Genomic DNA, 16,371 nt, shown 5'->3' on the forward strand with positions numbered 1-16,371 from the left:
ATTTCTTCCAGTGATCTACGTCCGCGCGCGACTGCGCAGGGTGCCGACAAGGCGCCTGCCACTGTGAGGCAGGCCTGCCCGGCGGACGACGCTTACTGGCACATCCCAACCCATGTGGCCTTTCGTAGGGGTCACCACTAGGAGAGGAGGCGCCATGCCCATCATTACTCTTCCCGACGGTAGTCAGCGTTCCTTCGATCATCCGGTCAGCGTGACCGAGGTGGCGCAATCCATTGGCGCAGGCCTGGCAAAAGCCACCCTGGCCGGCAAGGTCAACGGCCGCCTGGTCGATGCCTGCGACATCATCGACAGCGACGCGACCCTGCAGATCATTACCCCGAAGGACGAGGACGGGCTGGAGATCATCCGCCACTCCTGCGCTCACCTGGTGGGCCACGCGGTCAAGCAGTTGTACCCGACCGCCAAGATGGTCATCGGCCCGGTGATCGATGAAGGCTTCTATTACGACATCGCCTTCGAGCGCCCCTTCACGCCCGAGGACATGGCGGCCATCGAAAAACGCATGGCCGAGCTGATCGACAAGGACTACGACGTCATCAAGAAGATGACGCCGCGCGCCGAAGTCATCGAGACCTTCAAGGCCCGTGGTGAGGAGTACAAGCTGCGCCTTATCGACGACATGCCGGACGAGAAGGCCATGGGCCTGTACTTCCACGAGGAGTACGTGGACATGTGCCGCGGCCCGCACGTGCCGAACACCCGCTTCCTGAAGGCCTTCAAGCTCACCAAGATCTCCGGCGCCTACTGGCGCGGCGACTCGAAGAACGAGCAGCTGCAGCGCGTCTACGGCACCGCCTGGGCGGACAAGAAGCAGCTGGCCGCGTACATCCAGCGCATCGAGGAGGCCGAGAAGCGCGATCACCGCCGCATCGGCAAGCAGCTCGACCTCTTCCACCTTCAGGAAGAAGCGCCGGGCATGGTCTTCTGGCACCCGAACGGCTGGACCGTTTACCAGGTGCTCGAGCAGTACATGCGCAAGGTGCAGCGCGAGCACGGCTACGTGGAAGTGCGCACCCCGCAGGTTGTCGATCGCATCCTCTGGGAGCGTTCCGGCCACTGGACCAACTACGCCGAGAACATGTTCACCACCTCGTCGGAGAGCCGTGACTTCGCGGTCAAGCCGATGAACTGCCCGTGCCACGTGCAAATCTTCAACCAGGGCCTGAAGTCCTACCGCGACCTGCCGCTGCGCCTCGCCGAGTTCGGCGCCTGCCACCGCAACGAGCCGTCCGGCGCGCTGCACGGCATCATGCGCGTGCGTGGCTTCACTCAGGATGACGCCCATATCTTCTGCACCGAAGAACAGGTGAAGAAGGAAGCGGCGGACTTCATCAAGCTGACCCTGCAGGTCTATTCGGACTTCGGCTTCACCGATGTCTCGATGAAGCTGTCCACGCGTCCGGCCAAGCGCGTCGGTTCCGAGGAGCTGTGGGACCGCGCCGAAAGTGCGCTGGCCGACGCGCTGAACGAATCCGGCCTGGAGTGGGAATACCAGCCGGGCGAGGGCGCCTTCTACGGTCCGAAGATCGAGTTCACCCTGAAGGATTGCCTGGGCCGTAATTGGCAGTGCGGCACCCTGCAGTACGACCCGAACCTGCCGGAGCGTCTGGATGCCAGCTATATCGCCGAAGATAACAGCCGTACCCGTCCGGTGATGCTGCACCGCGCGATCCTCGGCTCCTTCGAGCGCTTCATCGGTATGCTGATCGAGCACTACGCCGGCCAATTCCCGGCCTGGCTCGCGCCGACCCAGGCCGTGGTGATGAATATCACTGACAAGCAGGGCGAATGGGCCGAAGAAGTGGTGCGTCAGCTCGAGCAAAGCGGATTCCGTGCCAAGTCTGACTTGAGAAACGAGAAAATTGGCTTTAAAATCCGCGAGCATACTTTGCTCAAGGTTCCCTATCTGTTGGTTATCGGTGATAGGGAAGTTGAATCGCAGGCCGTCGCCGTACGTACGCGCGAAGGGGCAGACCTCGGCTCGATGCCGGTCGCCCAGTTCGCTGAGCTGCTCGCTCAGGCGGTTTCCCGGCGTGGTCGCCAAGACTCGGAGTAATCATTATTAAGCGTGAAATGAGACAGGATAAGCGGGCTCTCCCGAAACCGCCGATCAACGAGAACATCACCGCCCGTGAGGTTCGTCTGATTGGTGCTGACGGTCAGCAGATTGGCGTGGTCTCCCTCGACGAGGCCCTCCGTCAAGCCGACGAGGCCAAGCTGGACCTGGTGGAAATTTCTGCTGATGCGGTGCCCCCTGTCTGCCGCATCATGGACTACGGCAAGCACCTCTTCGAGAAGAAGAAGCAAGCCGCTGCTGCGAAGAAAAACCAGCACCAGCAACAGATCAAAGAAATCAAGTTTCGTCCAGGGACGGAAGAAGGGGATTACCAGGTAAAACTACGCAACCTGGTACGTTTCCTTAATGAAGGGGACAAGGCCAAGGTATCGCTTCGATTCCGTGGTCGTGAGATGGCCCACCAGGAGCTGGGCATGGAGCTGCTCAAGCGAGTCGAAAACGACCTCGCTGAAATCGGCACCGTGGAACAGCATCCTAAGCTGGAAGGACGCCAGCTGATGATGGTCATCGCTCCCAAGAAGCGTAAATAACCTCCCGGGCACTGGCAGGCCTGATGGTTATCAGTTGTTAACGAATGCGGAGTACTAAACATGCCAAAGATGAAAACCAAGAGTGGCGCCAAAAAGCGCTTCAAAGTGACTGCTGGTGGCATCAAGCACAAGCACGCTTTCAAGAGCCACATCCTGACCAAAATGACCACCAAGCGTAAGCGTCAGCTGCGCGGCACTTCGATGCTCGCTGCTTCCGACGTTCGCCGTGTAGCACGCTCCCTGCGTCTGCGTTGATTTCTGGTAGAGGATAAATAAATGGCTCGTGTTAAGCGTGGCGTGATTGCCCGTCGTCGTCACAAAAAGATTCTGAAGCTCGCAAAAGGCTACTACGGCGCGCGTTCGCGCGTGTTCCGCGTTGCCAAGCAGGCGGTAATCAAGGCTGGCCAATACGCCTACCGTGACCGTCGTCAGCGCAAGCGTCAGTTCCGCGCCCTGTGGATCGCCCGTATCAACGCTGGTGCTCGTCAGAACGGTCTGTCCTATAGCCGTCTGATCGCTGGCCTGAAAAAGGCGGCCATCGAGATCGACCGTAAGGTCCTGGCCGATCTGGCTGTGAACGAAAAAGCGGCGTTTACCGCGATTGTCGAGAAAGCGAAGGCCAGCCTGGCTTAAGCCCCACGACAGTTACCGGATCTCGGTCCGGACGTAACGTCACCGATAGGGGAAGAGCCTTACCGCTCTTCCCCTATTTTGTATCTGGAGTTGGTACATGGAAAACCTGGACGCGCTGGTTTCGCAGGCCCTGGACGCCGTGCGAAACACCGAAGACGTCAACGCCCTGGAGCAGATCCGGGTTCACTACCTCGGCAAGAAAGGCGAGCTGACCCAGGTCATGAAGACCCTGGGCGACCTGCCGGCCGAAGAGCGCCCGAAAGTCGGCGCGCTGATCAACGTCGCCAAGGAACAGGTTCAGGATGTGCTGAACGCCCGCAAGGCCGAGCTGGAGGGCGCTGCCCTCGCCGCCAAGCTGGCAGCCGAGCGTATCGACGTGACCTTGCCGGGCCGTGGCCAGTCCTCCGGCGGCCTGCATCCGGTCACCCGCACCAAGGAACGCATCGAGCAGTGCTTCACCCGCATCGGCTATGAAGTGGCTGAGGGGCCGGAAGTCGAAGACGACTACCACAACTTCGAAGCTCTCAACATTCCGGGTCACCACCCGGCTCGTGCCATGCACGACACCTTCTACTTCAATGCGAACATGCTGCTGCGCACCCATACCTCGCCGGTACAGGTCCGCACCATGGAAAGCCAGAAGCCGCCGATTCGCATTGTCTGCCCGGGCCGCGTCTACCGCTGCGACTCCGACCTGACCCACTCGCCGATGTTCCACCAGGTCGAAGGTCTGCTGGTCGATGAAGACGTCAGCTTCGCCGACCTCAAAGGCACCATCGAAGAATTCCTCCGCGCCTTCTTCGAGAAGGAATTCTCCGTCCGCTTCCGTCCGTCCTTCTTCCCCTTCACCGAGCCTTCGGCGGAAGTCGACATCCAGTGCGTGCTCTGCAGCGGCAAGGGTTGCCGCGTCTGCAAGCAAACCGGCTGGCTGGAAGTCATGGGTTGCGGCATGGTCCACCCCGACGTGCTGCGCATGTCCGGCATCGACCCGGAGAAGTACCAGGGCTTCGCCTTCGGCATGGGTATCGAGCGTCTCGCCATGCTGCGCTATGGTGTGAACGACTTGCGCCTGTTCTTCGACAACGATCTGCGGTTCCTCGGCCAGTTCCGCTAGCCCGCACGACCGTCAACGCATTCAGGAGAGCAGGATGAAATTCAGTGAACAGTGGCTGCGGAGCTGGGTAAATCCGCAGGTATCCCGTGACGAGCTGGTGGCTCGTCTGTCCATGGCGGGCCTCGAGGTCGATGCCGTGATTCCGGTCGCCGGCCAGTTCAGCGGCGTCGTCGTGGGCGAAGTGCTGTCGACCGAGCAGCACCCGGACGCCGACAAGCTGCGCGTCTGCCAGGTCAGCAACGGTTCGGAGACCTTCCAGGTCGTCTGCGGCGCGCCCAACGTGCGCCCAGGCCTGAAGATTCCCTTCGCCATGATCGGCGCCGAACTGCCGGGCGACTTCAAGATCAAGAAGGCCAAGCTGCGCGGCGTTGAATCCAACGGCATGCTTTGCTCGGCCAAAGAACTGGAAATCAGCGAAGAGAACGCCGGCCTGATGGAGCTCGCCGCGGATGCGCCGGTGGGCGCCAACATCCGCGACTACCTCGAACTGGACGACGCCTCCATCGAGATCGGCCTGACCCCGAACCGTGGCGACTGCCTGTCCCTGACCGGCCTCGCTCGCGAAGTCGGCGCGCTCTATAGCGCCGAGGTCAAGCCGGTGGTGGTCAACGCCGTTGCCCCGCATATCGACGAAGTGCGCAGCATCGAACTGCTGGCGCCTAAGGCCTGCCCGCGTTACCTGGGGCGCGTCATTCGCAACGTCGACCTCAGCAAGCCGACCCCCCTGTGGATGGTCGAGCGCCTGCGCCGTTCCGACATTCGCAGCATCGACGCCGCCGTCGACATCACCAACTACGTGATGATCGAACTGGGCCAGCCGATGCACGCCTTCGACCTCGACGAGATCAAGGGCGGTGTGCGCGTGCGCATGGCGGAGGAGGGTGAGAAGCTCGTCCTACTCGACGGCCAGGAAGTCACCCTGCGTGCCGATACGCTGGTGATCGCCGACCATGAGCGCGCCCTGGCTATCGCCGGCGTGATGGGTGGCGAGCACAGCGGCGTCAGCGCCAAGACCCGCGATCTGTTCCTCGAAAGCGCCTTCTTCGACAATATCGCCGTTGCCGGCAAGGCCCGTTCCTATGGCCTGCACACCGATGCCTCGCACCGCTTCGAGCGTGGCGTGGACTCGCAACTGGCCCGCCGCGCCATGGAGCGCGCCACCGAATTGCTGCTGCAGATCGTTGGCGGCGAAGCTGGCCCGATCGTCGAGCAAGTCAGCGAAGCCGACCTGCCGAAGGTCGCGCCGGTCACCCTGCGTGCCGAGCGCGTCACCCAGATGCTAGGCATGACCCTGGAAAACGCCGAGATCGAGCGTCTGCTCACTGCCCTGGAATTCGACGTTCAGAAAGCGGGTGCGGACACCTGGACCGTGGGCGTGCCGAGCCATCGTTTCGACGTCTCCATCGAAGTCGACCTGATCGAAGAGCTGGGCCGCCTGTACGGCTACAACCGCCTGCCGGTCCGCTACCCGCAGGCTCGCCTGGCGCCGAACACCAAGTCCGAGTCCCAGGCCGAACTGCCGGCGCTGCGCCGCCTGCTGGTCGCCCGTGACTACCAGGAAGCCATCACCTACAGCTTCATCGATCCCAAGCTGTTCCAGCTGTTCCACCCTGGCGTCGAGCCGCTGATGCTGGCCAACCCGATCTCCGCCGACATGGCCGCCATGCGCGCCTCGCTCTGGCCGGGGCTGGTGAGGTCTCTGCAGCACAACCTCAACCGCCAGCAGACCCGCGTTCGCCTGTTCGAAAGCGGCTTGCGCTTCGTCGGTCAGCTGGAAGGGCTGGTGCAAGAAAACATGCTGGCGGGTGTCATCTGCGGTGCTCGCCAGCCGGAAGGCTGGGCCAACGGCCGCGAGAACGTCGACTTCTTCGACGTGAAAGCCGACGTGGAAGCGCTGCTGGGTAATGCCGGCGCCATCGATGCCTTCACCTTCTCCCCGGCAGAGCACCCGGCGCTGCACCCGGGCCAGACCGCCAAGATCGAGCGCGACGGCGTGCTGGTCGGCTACCTGGGCGCCCTGCACCCGGAGCTGGCCAAGGCGCTGGACCTGGATCGCCCGGTCTATGTCTTCGAGCTGGTGCTGGCCGAAGTCGCCAAGGGCCGCCTGCCGAAATTCAGCGAACTGTCGCGCTTCCCCGAAGTGCGCCGTGACCTCGCGCTGATCGTCGATCTGGATACCCCGGCCGAATTCGTCCTGGCAAATATCCGAGAAACGGCAGGCGAATGGCTGACAGACCTCAGGCTCTTTGACGTCTACCACGGTAAAGGCATTGATCCGCTTAGAAAAAGCTTGGCGGTTGGCTTGACCTGGCAGCATCCATCACGCACTCTTAATGATGACGAGGTGAACGCGACTACGCAGAATATCGTCGCCTCGCTGGAACAAAGGTTCAACGCCACGTTAAGGAAGTAGCGTATGGGGGCTCTGACGAAAGCTGAAATTGCTGAACGTCTGTACGAAGAGCTGGGCCTGAATAAGCGGGAAGCCAAGGAACTGGTGGAGCTCTTCTTCGAAGAGATCCGCCAGGCGCTGGAGCATAACGAACAGGTGAAGTTGTCGGGTTTCGGCAACTTCGATCTGCGCGACAAGCGCCAGCGTCCTGGACGCAACCCGAAGACGGGAGAGGAAATCCCGATCACCGCCCGGCGCGTCGTCACCTTTCGTCCAGGGCAGAAACTGAAGGCCAGGGTTGAGGCTTATGCTGGAACCAAGTCATAACGACGAGCTGCCCCCCATTCCGGGCAAGCGCTACTTCACCATCGGTGAAGTGAGCGATCTGTGCGCGGTGAAGCCGCACGTGCTGCGGTACTGGGAACAGGAGTTCCCGCAACTCAACCCGGTCAAGCGACGAGGCAACCGGCGCTACTACCAGCGCCAGGATGTCCTTATGATTCGCCAGATCCGCGCGCTGCTCTACGACCAGGGCTTCACCATCGGAGGCGCTCGTCAGCGCCTCACCGGAGACGAAGCCCGCGAAGACGCCACCCAGTACAAGCAACTGATCCGGCAAATGATCGCCGAATTGGAAGACGTGCTGCACGTGCTGCGCAAGTAACTGAAAAAAATGAAAAAAGTACTTCTCCAATGCAATTGCTTGGGGTATAGTGCGATCCGCTTCTGAGGGAACTCGGAAGCAACGTCGGGGCGTAGCGCAGCCTGGTAGCGCACTTGCATGGGGTGCAAGGGGTCGAGTGTTCGAATCACTCCGTCCCGACCAAATTTGATAAGCGGCTCAAGTACTTACGGTGCTTGGGCCGTTTTCATTTCTGGACTGCGCAAAACTAGCGCAAAATGCGCGCAAAACTATGTTGGCATTCTTGATAAAACCCCTTCGCTGGGGCTGCAATCTGGTCGCGGCAATGGCGAGCATTCTGTCCGGCTGGTTCTGGTACCTGTCGGCTGAACAGCAACAAACAGCATACAACCTGACCGTCAGGCCACTGTGTGTTGATCCTGCGCAGACAGAGCATGTTGCCAATGCAATTTCCCAGCTCACGGCAATGTCCTTACAGTTCAATATTTGGGCAGCTGCAGGAGCGGCGGTCGTTGGCTTCTCCGCAGGTATAGCATTTTTCCTGACTCTTCCGGACTAAGAGCCAGAGAAAATAAGGCTTATGTCGAGGTCCGGAGTTGCATCAGACCAAATCACTTCGGCATGGTCCCGCTGATAGTTCTTCGTCATCTCCGCGCTGGCATGCCCAGCGATCTTCTGGCCATCTTTCCCGGCCTTCTTATACAAATGCAGCGACAGGGCCCTAATCTCATGGAAGCCCGGCATTTCTTCGTCTTTCCATCCTGAATAGCAGGCTGCAGCGTCCCGCGCTTCCTTGAATGCCCTGGACAGATAGCGCTCATCGATCTTCGTCCAATGCTCCTTGCGGTCAGCAAGCCCCAGCTTCCGGTCCGGTCGCCGATGGATCAGGAAGGGGGAGGGGATGCCATCGTTACACCGATCCAATACATCCTGCAGCTCAGGGGTAACTTGGAAACGGATCCATGCCGTATCCGATACTTTCGCTGTCTTCTGCTGGATGACGTACAGAAACCCGTCCCGGATATCGTCGAATTTCATCGACAATATGTCTGATCGCCTCTGGCCAGTGATCAGCGCAAGATCAATCGCATTCTGCAGCCAGGTCGGAGATTGTTCTCTGATCGCTTTGAGTCCTTCCCCGGTATGACGCTTGCGCTGCTTCTTTTCGATCTTGGGGATAGTCCCTGCGGCAGGATTATCCGGGCACAGTCCCTTTGCGGCGGCGTGGTTGAAGATGTCGATAAGAAGCGCTCTTGCTTGGTTGGACGCTCTCGGGGTCAGTCCATCGAGCAGTGCTGCGGCCATTCGAAGCGTGATTTCATCCACGGCCTGAGACGGCCAGGCTGCTCGGAACTGCCTGAATCTCACTGCGTAGAGTTCCAGGGTGGCTTTTGCCAACTCGCGAGGCGGCAATACTTCGCGCTGGTAATAATCCAGGAAGTCGACGAATAAGGTTGTAGCCAGGCCTCTAACCTTGGCAACCAGGTCGGCACCTTCCATGAAGGTGAGATTCAGTTGTTTGGCGGCATCAATTGCCTTGAGCCGATCCTTTCCGAATTGAAACCAGACGCCATCAGTAGGGCGCCTGTACCTGAAAGTCCTGCGTCGACCGTCGAAGTAGAGATTCTGCGGAAGGGATCTATTTGCTTTGTTACGAGGACGCGGTGACATCAGCAGTGGTCCTTGAGCACCATGGCGACCAGTTCGTTGCTTGTCCCCTTATTGAAAGCTCGCCAATCCACATACCAGAGCTTGCCGATCCTGACGCCCGGAATATCGCCGTTGCGGATCTGGTTACGTATTGTCTGACTGCAGAGCGGTGTGCCGTTTGCTCCCCAGTAACGACGCTGGAATTCGGCAATCTTGATCAGTTCTCTGCTCATGCTTCCCCCTCAGGCTTCCAGTCCTCTCCATTGAGTCGAGCGGAGATCCACTGATCGATTTCCAGGGAGTCCCACCCCACTATCGATGGGCCAATCTGTTTGGCCTTGGGAAACGCTCCCGCGCTCATCCAGAGATAGATGGTCGAGCGCTTGATTCCGCAAAGATGAATCACTTCGGGTAAGCGCAGTATTCTGCGAGTGCATGCCTTCGATTCCATTTCTCTTACTCCATCGCTACTACTTGATCCGCTGATGTCATCAAATGGCGTAGCCCCGCCTGATGTAGCGATCGTTGATCAATCCGATGACGTGTTTTTCGAGGTCGCGAGTGCTGTAGCCCTTGGCGGTGTAGTGGTCTTCGATCACATGCCAGAAGGGGAGCGTTCTCCCGACCTCAAGCGCTTTTTTTGGCGGGATGCGCTCCCGTGCGATCAGGCTGGCGAACTGGCCCAGAAACATCTCGCAGTTCTTACCGGAGAATCCCTGAGCGGTCTTGTAGTAGCGGCGGTACTCGGTGCGTTCGATGAGCGGATCGGCTTCCACCTGGACCTTCGTGTCGAGGCTGATCAGCGACCAGAAGGCGTCGAAGATCCCTTCCCGGGAAATCAGCTTGTAGTTGTCACAGGCGTACTGCCAGAGGCCTTGCAGGTGCGGGCAAAGGCCTTCGTAGGTGCGGCAGCCAATCACCTCGCCAGAGGTCATCGTGGAGCCTTCGGAGAACTGCTGGACGATGGAATGGTGGAAGCGGAATTCGATGCGCCACACGGTTTCCAGCGGGTTGAAGGCAGGTTCACCATCGCCGAAGGGATCGCCGTTCAGGGAGGCCCACACGGATTCCCAATAGTCGAGTTTGTCTGTCGCTCTCGCCTGCAGCGTCTTGTTGTACAGGCACATCTGCAGGCCGTTGGCCGAGCCGAACATAAAGGTCTCACCACGCCCATAGACCGAGGCGTTGCCGTCGTACTCGATGCGGTCGATGCCGCTGATTTGGCGTACACGCCGGGACCGGCAGTGCATGCGATCCACGAAGTCTGCTGGTGGGGTCCAGCCCTGGACATCGAGGGCGATGTGGACGGCGCACTGGTTCACCTCGCAGGCCGAGAGAACGCCAGCGGCCAGGTCATCCATTACGCCCTGCAGGATCTTCGGATCGGCACCATCCAGGGCGTGCGGCGACACTTCAATCTTGAGGTGCGGGCCGATGTTCTCCAGCTTCACGTTGTGATTTTTGATCAGCAGGATCAGGCCCATGTCGGCGTTCTGCAGGCGGTACTGGTAGCCCGAATCCCGGCCGATGCGGCCCTTGGCCCACTTGTAGCCGGCGAAATTGACGAGATCTTCCGGCTCATCGAACAACGCCATCACTTCCGGGCGGATCATCCCGTTGTACAGCTGCCGCACGGTATCGACGCCACAGCGCAGCAGGCGCACACCCGACAGGTCGGCGAATCTGCCGTTGCTCGGGTCCATGAAAATCCGTCCTTCGGACGACTCATAAAAATCTCCGGTCTCCTTGAGGATCAGGCGGAGGGGGTGAACTGCCTTTTTCATTCTTTCGTACCTTCAATGAGGTTTATTGAGGTGCTTACTCGTTAGCTATCCGACGTGTTACAGGGTCGTCGGCCGCGCCTTCGGCCTACCGCTCGTGCCTGGCGCTCCCGGCCGGCGGCGCGGCTCGCCGACTCAAAACGGAAACGCCCCGACCGGCTGCATCACCTGCAGGGCGGTGAGGAAACCGAGCGCATACGCGAATGCGAGCAGCCCAAGGGCGTTGATGAGGCCGTGCAGGGTCATTGGGTTCTCCAGGGGCGTGCGGGATATTCGGAGTCGGGGACGATGGTGAGATTCGGTGTGCTGGGTTCTGCCGGGGCGGCAGTGACTACGACGGGCTGTGTAGGGGGCGTTTGCGCCAGCCTGGGGAGGGCTCCCGCACACACGATGGTTTCGTGGTAGCTCTGATAGAACAGCTCGGCGACGCACTCTGAGCGGGGCCGCACGCGGTAGCCGGACTCGCTCAGCTGTTGCGAATTGAGCATCAGCCGGCGCCCTTCGCTGTCGGTGATGGCGAACATGTAGAGCGCGCCTTTCTTGCCGAACTGCTCGCCCTGTTTGTCGCCCTTCACCACGCCGGCCACGACGATCTGCCGCCCGGCGAAGGGGTGCTCAGCTAGTGGAAGAGTCGAAACACTTGGTTGGCCAAAAACAGCACCAGCAGGAAGAGTGCTACGCGCAGCAGCAGGCGCTGGAGCAGGTACAGCAGTCCCTTGAGGATGAGGTGGAGCGCTTTGCTGAGGATGGGCAGGATCAGGGCTTTGCTGAGCCCCACCACCCACGACCTTGAGAGGCCCCATATAGCTAACAAAGCCAATAGTGCCGGCCAGCAGTGCCAGTAGAAGAACCAACTTAGGCGACCGGAGCAGGCTTTTCCCTGCCTTGGTGTCCTGGGTTTTGCCGGTGGCAGTGGATTGGTAGAGGCGGAAGGTCTGCTTTCGGATTCGCTTGTATTCGACGATGGTGCCGTCAGCGGGTGGTCGGTTGAGCTGGGCGTCATGCTGGGCCTCCTTGTACCGGCCGGGGATGCCGATCACTGCGAGGTTGGAATGCTTGTAGGCCATCTCGCAGGTCATGCGGATGTCGTCGCGGATGTAGCTGATGTTCGGGGTGGTGAGGACGATGTCCCAGTTGAAGTGCCGGTGCCGAGTCCAGGCATCCAGCCAGCCCATAGGCCGATCCGCTTCGTGCGCCGCCTCGGGACCGCCAGGGAAGTCGAACTTTTCCAGATCACGTTCGCGCCAGGACTTGGGGAACAGCAACTGGGTTTCGTCGAAGATCAGGAACGCGCCCCGCGGCGCCCACTGAAACCACGTGCGCATCTTTTCGAGGTCGGCCAGCGATTCGAGATCGAGGTTGATGATCTGCGCGGTGTTGGGGAGATCAGGGAAGACGGTGTAGGCCCGTTCCAAGGTGAAGCCCCGGACGTTGGTGATAATGACGCGGCCTTCCTTGAGCGCGGGGACGGCATCGTCCTGAATCGCGCCGGAGGTTTTGTACGAGCCGTTGGGGCCGTGGTGAATCTTGATCGACATAATTCACTCACCTCCCTATGAACGGCACGAAGCGCATGCAGAAGCGCGTGGCCAGGGCGGAGAACAGAATGTTCAGGGCTTGCGGTACGCCGAGGAATTGCAGCGCGGCCGCCAGCGGGCCCGGGAGCGTGGCGTACATGGAGCGGACCATGTTGGAGACGCCCAGGCTGTCGATCAGCTCGCGCGCCACGGTGTAGCTGACATCGAGCAGGAACAGGAATCCCTGGAGCGCGCTGTACATCGCCCACTTGGTGGCCACGACGAAGCCATCCTTGATGAAGTCGTAGATCCCTTGGGTCATGAAGTCCCAGATCCACTGGAAGAACAGGATGATCTGGTCAAAGAAGCTGGAGAGCCATTCCATAAGATCACTCCTTCAAGATGGCGAACGCAGCCAGCACCGATGCCATGAACATCAGCGCGTAGCGCAGGTAGGAAAGTTTTTCTTCATAGGCGGTGAAGCAGAGGCTGACGGGCTTCTTCCACACGGTGAAAGTGTCGCAAGGGAGCTTGCCGCCGCCCTCGCCGAGGTTCACATCGAACACGCCTTTGAGCTGATCGGCGTTCTCTTTGATCTTGTCGCGGAACTGCTCCTTGGCCTCTTCGACCTTGGCGTCCCACTCTTCGAGCGCTTCATCCCAACTGCCTTGCTTGGGCTGCTCCAGGGATTCGCTCGGGCCGTCGCCGCCATCGGTGCCGTTATCACTGCCGCCACCGGAATTGCCACCGCCGTCGCTGCCGCCGTCGCCGCCGCCCGTGCCGGGGTTGGTTCCACCCTCGCTGCCGCCCCCCGTGTTACCGCCGTTGTTGCCACCACCGGAGCCGCTGCCGCTGTTGTTGTTTTCAGCGGGGCCACCGGGCGTGGCGACGCACGTGGTGCCGGACCATGAATAGCCGGGGAAACATTTGTCTTCGGGGTCGACGTCGGGCGGGGTCTGCTGAGCGTTGGTGCAGCCGACCGTGCCGTTGACGGTCTTCACGCAATCGAACTTCTTGGCGAGCTCGTCCAAGTAGTCCTGCAGTTGCTGGTCCGGGTTCTCCGGGTTATCGCTCATGTCGTCGTTGCCGGACGGCGACATGTCGAATTCACACTGAGTGCTGGTGCAGTTTTTCGGCTCGCCGGGTTCGTAGATGCACTGGTCCTTTACCTCGGGATCTACCGAGATAACGGCCTGGCCATCAACGAAGGAGAACTGAACGATCTGGGTGTAGGCGTCGCGAGTTTTGCACTCAGCGTCGGTAGGCTTTGTCGCGACGCAACTGCCGGTAGTGGGATCGAACTCATGGTTGGCCGGGCAGCTATCGCCATAGCGGCTGATGTCCAGATCATTCGCTTGCGAACTTCCGGCAGACTTCAGGCTACAGCGCCACCAGGTGTCCTGCAGCTTGTAGATACGGACCAAGGTGCTCCCCTGCTGAGCGACCAGTAGTCGGCAAGATGCATCCGGGGAGTCAGCCCGTGTCGAAGCCTGTCCACCAGTCATCCAGTAATAGTCCTGAGCGGCAGCTGAGCAGCAGGCACAAAGCAAAACGAGGAAGACGGGGATTCGCATGTGAATTCGTCCGGGAAAAAAGAACCCCGCCGAAGCGGGGTCCAGGTTCGGCCACGTGAGTGGAGTTAGAAGAATTCGCCGCAGCGGTACCCAGTGATGAAGGCGCCGGCGAAGAACGCCCCCAACCACACCGACCAGAGCACTTACGCCTTGCGCAACATGCTGTAGATCAGGCCGGCGACCGCGAGGATGACCAAGGCACCGACGATGTAGCCGCCGATGTTGGACATGTCGGACTTGCCGTCGGTGATGGCCTGTTCCACCGCGCTGGTGTCGATGACGCTGGCGGCGAAGGCCGGGACCGAAGTCACGGCGGTAACAGTGCCGGCGATGCACAGGTTGCGGAACGAGCGGACCGGGTTGAACTTGGCGATCTGTTGTTTCATGGCTTTCATGGTGTTTCCTCTGTCATCTGGCTTTACGAAGAAGTGACGCGACCCAGCCAGTCAAAAGCCCCGTCACGAATGCCCCGAGAACGCCCGCAGCACCGATGCTGAAGGCCTCCAGGGAGAACCCGCCGTTGACCAGGATTTCAATTGCTCCAGCGGCCTCGGGCGGAATCAGATAGGCCTGTTGCCACTCGATCTGCTGGCAGCGCATGAGGCCGTCCGCCGTGGACGCCCAGCTGGTGCAGACTTGAACGGCAACCACGCCTGGCATGTCAGCGGGCCTCCTTGCGGGGGCGGTCGCACCAGCTCCAGAACGAGCGCAGGACGAACCACCACAGGGCGAAGAAGGCGAACGCAGCCGCGACCACAGCGATCACGGAGTCCAGCGGGTAGGGTTCGAGGAATTCGCGCACCGCACGCACGGCAGGCGATACGGCGCAGAGGATTGCCACGTACAGAACCCAGCCGAAGGCGAAACGGAGCGGCGCTTTCATCTACCTACCCTCCCCGTCAGGACTTGCTGCTGTCGGAAGGCTTCTCAGCGGCGGGCTGAGTTGGGCGCTGGGCCTGTGCCTGGGGTTGCGCCGGGCGAGCGGCTGGAGCCGGTGCGCTGGCTTCTTTGCCGACAGCCAACAGTTCGGTCAGGACCTGGGTATTCGTGGTGCGACCGAAACGGTCCTGGGTGGGGCGGACCACGCTGGCGAACTTGCAGAGCACCGGAGCGCCTTCGAAGACGATGGAGTCCAGCAGAGTCGGCTCAACGTTGTATTCGCTGATCTCGAAGCCCTTGGCGTTGCCGCGAGCGGTTTCCGGGATTGGGGAAATGGCCTGAACACTGGCGAAGATCTCGCCAGACTTGGTGGAGGTGTAGGTGTCGGTCTTGGTGACCCAGAGTTCGACTACGCCGCCAGTGGTTGCAAACATGTTCATCTGAAGCTCCTTTTGCCTTTTTCGGGCATGAGTTGGCCCGCTGCTGCAATTCGGCTTGTTTGCCGTTAATTCAGCGGGTGTGGTGGTGCCTGGGTTTTGCGGTAGTGCTGGCGGTGAGTGGGTCAACACAAAGGGCTCTGCCCTTGTCATCCCGCTCTCGCCGCCGAGGGCTCAGGAGCGCGGGGCGGTGAAGCTGCCCCTCCCTCCCGAGCGAAGGCTATTCAGGGCGGGGGACGGTCAAGGGTGCGCTTCGCCCGGCGCTCCGTTTGTCCGAACGGGAAAGCGCGTTCGGACAAGCCGGTGCGGCGGCCCTGGACCTGATTGGCGTGGGTGCGGTTGTTGCGGTCGGCCCACTTCGAAATTTCGTGGGCCACGCACATCAGCGGAAAGCCAACGCAGGTGAGGAGAGCGAACAGCAAGGTAAGGCTGAAGGCGGCGTCAGTGAGCATGGCTCAGGCCTCCAACTCGAAGGGTTCGCGGATCGGCACGAAGGGAGTCGGTTTGCCGCTGTCGTACACAACGTGCCAGTACTTCGGCGGACGGAGCGCGGGCATGTGTTTCGCGCAGGTAAAACCCGGTTCCACCCGATACGTCGAGTGGATCGAGCGCCACACTCCCGCGACCAGCGCCATCGTGGTAACGACCGTGAAGACTCGCGTAGGGCGGCACTCGGTGCAGGGTGTGGACTGGGAGGGATCGGGTTTCGCCAGTTCGCGACGGGACCAGCAGACAGAGCAGTCGCAGTCCGAGGCGTGCGGCTGATGCAGATAGCGGTTGAGCGGAATCACGGCGCAGTCCTCCCCGGTTACTCATCGTCGTAATCCCCTTGGCAGAAGATCGACTTACCCCGGTCGAGATCGCGGCGGATTTTGTGGAGGTTGATGACGCGGCGGCGGCCAATCTTCGCGGTCGGCACGGTCTTTGTCTCGACCCAGCCACGCACCACGTCTTCCGTGATGTCCTCCAGGCCCAGCATCTGAGCGAATACCGCCTGGGAGCAGAACGGAGCGGTACGGAAGTCCGTGACCTTTTCCATCGCACCTATGACGGTGAACCCCACTATTCCAGATTCTTCCATGTGAACCCCCTATAATCGCTGCTACCTGCACATATCGAGCAG

General features: G+C 60.6%; 23 protein-coding genes and 1 tRNA gene. 10 read left to right on the plus strand and 14 right to left on the minus strand.

The annotated features are described in order from the left end of the window. Positions 1-154 precede the first annotated feature (154 nt). From thrS to N0B71_RS17825, 10 genes are all read left to right on the plus strand, one after another. On the plus strand, positions 155-2,077 hold the full coding sequence (gene thrS / locus N0B71_RS17780) for a threonine--tRNA ligase (RefSeq protein WP_259754000.1): 1,923 nt from the start codon (positions 155-157) through the stop codon (positions 2,075-2,077). After that, positions 2,077-2,628: a translation initiation factor IF-3 gene (gene infC / locus N0B71_RS17785; protein WP_178119621.1), complete on the plus strand. Its 552-nt coding sequence runs from the start codon at positions 2,077-2,079 to the stop codon at positions 2,626-2,628. The genes thrS and infC overlap by 1 nt, the downstream gene beginning before the upstream one ends. 60 nt (positions 2,629-2,688) lie before the next feature. Next, complete coding sequence (rpmI, locus tag N0B71_RS17790) at positions 2,689-2,883, plus strand: 50S ribosomal protein L35 (RefSeq protein ID WP_017516491.1); 195 nt, start codon at positions 2,689-2,691, stop codon at positions 2,881-2,883. A gap of 21 nt (positions 2,884-2,904) precedes the next feature. Then, positions 2,905-3,261, plus strand: a complete 357-nt coding sequence (gene rplT / locus N0B71_RS17795) for a 50S ribosomal protein L20 (protein WP_003099086.1) — start codon at positions 2,905-2,907, stop codon at positions 3,259-3,261. A 97-nt stretch (positions 3,262-3,358) separates the two neighbouring features. Beyond that, positions 3,359-4,375: a phenylalanine--tRNA ligase subunit alpha gene (gene pheS, locus N0B71_RS17800; protein WP_259754001.1), complete on the plus strand. Its 1,017-nt coding sequence runs from the start codon at positions 3,359-3,361 to the stop codon at positions 4,373-4,375. Positions 4,376-4,409: 34 nt separating this feature from the next. Then, positions 4,410-6,788 carry a phenylalanine--tRNA ligase subunit beta gene (pheT, locus tag N0B71_RS17805; RefSeq protein ID WP_259754002.1) on the plus strand — a complete coding sequence of 793 codons (2,379 nt, stop codon included), beginning with the start codon at positions 4,410-4,412 and terminating at the stop codon, positions 6,786-6,788. Positions 6,789-6,791: 3 nt separating this feature from the next. Continuing rightward, positions 6,792-7,094, plus strand: coding sequence for an integration host factor subunit alpha (gene ihfA, locus N0B71_RS17810; protein ID WP_003090661.1), 303 nt, complete (start codon positions 6,792-6,794; stop codon positions 7,092-7,094). Continuing rightward, a complete protein-coding gene (locus tag N0B71_RS17815) occupies positions 7,075-7,431 on the plus strand; it encodes a MerR family transcriptional regulator (protein WP_015476661.1) in 357 nt (118 codons plus the stop codon). Before ihfA ends, N0B71_RS17815 begins: the two co-directional genes overlap by 20 nt. A gap of 85 nt (positions 7,432-7,516) precedes the next feature. Then, positions 7,517-7,593, plus strand: a tRNA-Pro gene (locus N0B71_RS17820). A gap of 88 nt (positions 7,594-7,681) precedes the next feature. Then, positions 7,682-7,969, plus strand: coding sequence for a hypothetical protein (locus N0B71_RS17825; protein ID WP_259754003.1), 288 nt, complete (start codon positions 7,682-7,684; stop codon positions 7,967-7,969). On the opposite strand, the gene N0B71_RS17830 is transcribed toward N0B71_RS17825, so the two are convergent. The 14 genes from N0B71_RS17830 to N0B71_RS17895 all read right to left on the minus strand — a co-directional run bounded on the left by N0B71_RS17830 (position 7,966) and on the right by N0B71_RS17895 (position 16,329). Next, positions 7,966-9,081 carry a tyrosine-type recombinase/integrase gene (locus N0B71_RS17830; protein ID WP_259754005.1) on the minus strand — a complete coding sequence of 372 codons (1,116 nt, stop codon included), beginning with the start codon at positions 9,079-9,081 and terminating at the stop codon, positions 7,966-7,968. The two genes, N0B71_RS17825 and N0B71_RS17830, sit on opposite strands and share 4 nt — an antisense overlap. After that, positions 9,081-9,293 carry a hypothetical protein gene (locus N0B71_RS17835; protein ID WP_088418198.1) on the minus strand — a complete coding sequence of 71 codons (213 nt, stop codon included), beginning with the start codon at positions 9,291-9,293 and terminating at the stop codon, positions 9,081-9,083. Before N0B71_RS17835 ends, N0B71_RS17830 begins: the two co-directional genes overlap by 1 nt. Further along, complete coding sequence (locus N0B71_RS17840; RefSeq protein WP_259754006.1) at positions 9,290-9,511, minus strand: AlpA family transcriptional regulator; 222 nt, start codon at positions 9,509-9,511, stop codon at positions 9,290-9,292. Before N0B71_RS17840 ends, N0B71_RS17835 begins: the two co-directional genes overlap by 4 nt. A 40-nt stretch (positions 9,512-9,551) precedes the next feature. After that, a complete protein-coding gene (locus N0B71_RS17845; protein WP_259754007.1) occupies positions 9,552-10,844 on the minus strand; it encodes a hypothetical protein in 1,293 nt (430 codons plus the stop codon). Between the two features lie 239 nt (positions 10,845-11,083). Beyond that, positions 11,084-12,379: a zonular occludens toxin domain-containing protein gene (locus tag N0B71_RS17850; protein ID WP_259753449.1), complete on the minus strand. Its 1,296-nt coding sequence runs from the start codon at positions 12,377-12,379 to the stop codon at positions 11,084-11,086. Between the two features lie 7 nt (positions 12,380-12,386). Then, positions 12,387-12,743 carry a DUF2523 family protein gene (locus tag N0B71_RS17855; RefSeq protein WP_259753448.1) on the minus strand — a complete coding sequence of 119 codons (357 nt, stop codon included), beginning with the start codon at positions 12,741-12,743 and terminating at the stop codon, positions 12,387-12,389. Between the two features lie 4 nt (positions 12,744-12,747). Next, positions 12,748-13,782 carry a hypothetical protein gene (locus N0B71_RS17860; RefSeq protein ID WP_259753447.1) on the minus strand — a complete coding sequence of 345 codons (1,035 nt, stop codon included), beginning with the start codon at positions 13,780-13,782 and terminating at the stop codon, positions 12,748-12,750. 293 nt (positions 13,783-14,075) lie between these two features. Beyond that, positions 14,076-14,327, minus strand: a complete 252-nt coding sequence (locus N0B71_RS17865) for a major capsid protein (RefSeq protein ID WP_259754009.1) — start codon at positions 14,325-14,327, stop codon at positions 14,076-14,078. A 13-nt stretch (positions 14,328-14,340) separates the two neighbouring features. Continuing rightward, entirely contained in the window at positions 14,341-14,592 is a 252-nt protein-coding gene (locus N0B71_RS17870) for a hypothetical protein (protein ID WP_259754010.1), read from the minus strand. Position 14,593: 1 nt separating this feature from the next. Next, the gene (locus tag N0B71_RS17875; protein ID WP_151188330.1) at positions 14,594-14,815 is read right to left on the minus strand and encodes a hypothetical protein; all 222 of its coding nucleotides are present in this window, start codon (positions 14,813-14,815) and stop codon (positions 14,594-14,596) included. A gap of 16 nt (positions 14,816-14,831) precedes the next feature. Beyond that, the gene (locus tag N0B71_RS17880) at positions 14,832-15,251 is read right to left on the minus strand and encodes a DNA-binding protein (RefSeq protein WP_259754011.1); all 420 of its coding nucleotides are present in this window, start codon (positions 15,249-15,251) and stop codon (positions 14,832-14,834) included. 221 nt (positions 15,252-15,472) lie between these two features. Beyond that, positions 15,473-15,700 (minus strand): hypothetical protein, encoded by a 228-nt coding sequence (locus N0B71_RS17885; RefSeq protein ID WP_259754012.1) that lies wholly within the window; start codon positions 15,698-15,700, stop codon positions 15,473-15,475. Between the two features lie 3 nt (positions 15,701-15,703). Beyond that, positions 15,704-16,039, minus strand: a complete 336-nt coding sequence (gene pflM, locus N0B71_RS17890; protein ID WP_442964616.1) for a lysogeny maintenance protein PflM — start codon at positions 16,037-16,039, stop codon at positions 15,704-15,706. A 17-nt stretch (positions 16,040-16,056) separates the two neighbouring features. Continuing rightward, on the minus strand, positions 16,057-16,329 hold the full coding sequence (locus N0B71_RS17895) for a DNA-binding protein (protein WP_259754013.1): 273 nt from the start codon (positions 16,327-16,329) through the stop codon (positions 16,057-16,059). Positions 16,330-16,371: the final 42 nt, after the last annotated feature.

Origin of the sequence: Pseudomonas sp. GCEP-101 (genome assembly GCF_025133575.1) — a bacterium.
GTDB classification, from domain to species: domain Bacteria; phylum Pseudomonadota; class Gammaproteobacteria; order Pseudomonadales; family Pseudomonadaceae; genus Pseudomonas; species Pseudomonas nitroreducens_B.

Coding starts and splice junctions, on each gene's coding strand:
- thrS (WP_259754000.1), top strand. CDS start 155: ATGCCCATCATTACTCTTCCCGACGGTAGTCAGCGTTCCTTCGATCAT.
- rpmI (WP_017516491.1), top strand. CDS start 2,689: ATGCCAAAGATGAAAACCAAGAGTGGCGCCAAAAAGCGCTTCAAAGTG.
- rplT (WP_003099086.1), top strand. CDS start 2,905: ATGGCTCGTGTTAAGCGTGGCGTGATTGCCCGTCGTCGTCACAAAAAG.
- pheS (WP_259754001.1), top strand. CDS start 3,359: ATGGAAAACCTGGACGCGCTGGTTTCGCAGGCCCTGGACGCCGTGCGA.
- pheT (WP_259754002.1), top strand. CDS start 4,410: ATGAAATTCAGTGAACAGTGGCTGCGGAGCTGGGTAAATCCGCAGGTA.
- ihfA (WP_003090661.1), top strand. CDS start 6,792: ATGGGGGCTCTGACGAAAGCTGAAATTGCTGAACGTCTGTACGAAGAG.
- N0B71_RS17815 (WP_015476661.1), top strand. CDS start 7,075: ATGCTGGAACCAAGTCATAACGACGAGCTGCCCCCCATTCCGGGCAAG.
- N0B71_RS17825 (WP_259754003.1), top strand. CDS start 7,682: ATGTTGGCATTCTTGATAAAACCCCTTCGCTGGGGCTGCAATCTGGTC.
- N0B71_RS17830 (WP_259754005.1), bottom strand. CDS start 9,081: ATGTCACCGCGTCCTCGTAACAAAGCAAATAGATCCCTTCCGCAGAAT.
- N0B71_RS17835 (WP_088418198.1), bottom strand. CDS start 9,293: ATGAGCAGAGAACTGATCAAGATTGCCGAATTCCAGCGTCGTTACTGG.
- N0B71_RS17840 (WP_259754006.1), bottom strand. CDS start 9,511: ATGGAATCGAAGGCATGCACTCGCAGAATACTGCGCTTACCCGAAGTG.
- N0B71_RS17845 (WP_259754007.1), bottom strand. CDS start 10,844: ATGAAAAAGGCAGTTCACCCCCTCCGCCTGATCCTCAAGGAGACCGGA.
- N0B71_RS17850 (WP_259753449.1), bottom strand. CDS start 12,379: ATGTCGATCAAGATTCACCACGGCCCCAACGGCTCGTACAAAACCTCC.
- N0B71_RS17855 (WP_259753448.1), bottom strand. CDS start 12,743: ATGGAATGGCTCTCCAGCTTCTTTGACCAGATCATCCTGTTCTTCCAG.
- N0B71_RS17865 (WP_259754009.1), bottom strand. CDS start 14,327: ATGAAAGCCATGAAACAACAGATCGCCAAGTTCAACCCGGTCCGCTCG.
- N0B71_RS17870 (WP_259754010.1), bottom strand. CDS start 14,592: ATGCCAGGCGTGGTTGCCGTTCAAGTCTGCACCAGCTGGGCGTCCACG.
- N0B71_RS17875 (WP_151188330.1), bottom strand. CDS start 14,815: ATGAAAGCGCCGCTCCGTTTCGCCTTCGGCTGGGTTCTGTACGTGGCA.
- N0B71_RS17880 (WP_259754011.1), bottom strand. CDS start 15,251: ATGAACATGTTTGCAACCACTGGCGGCGTAGTCGAACTCTGGGTCACC.
- N0B71_RS17885 (WP_259754012.1), bottom strand. CDS start 15,700: ATGCTCACTGACGCCGCCTTCAGCCTTACCTTGCTGTTCGCTCTCCTC.
- N0B71_RS17895 (WP_259754013.1), bottom strand. CDS start 16,329: ATGGAAGAATCTGGAATAGTGGGGTTCACCGTCATAGGTGCGATGGAA.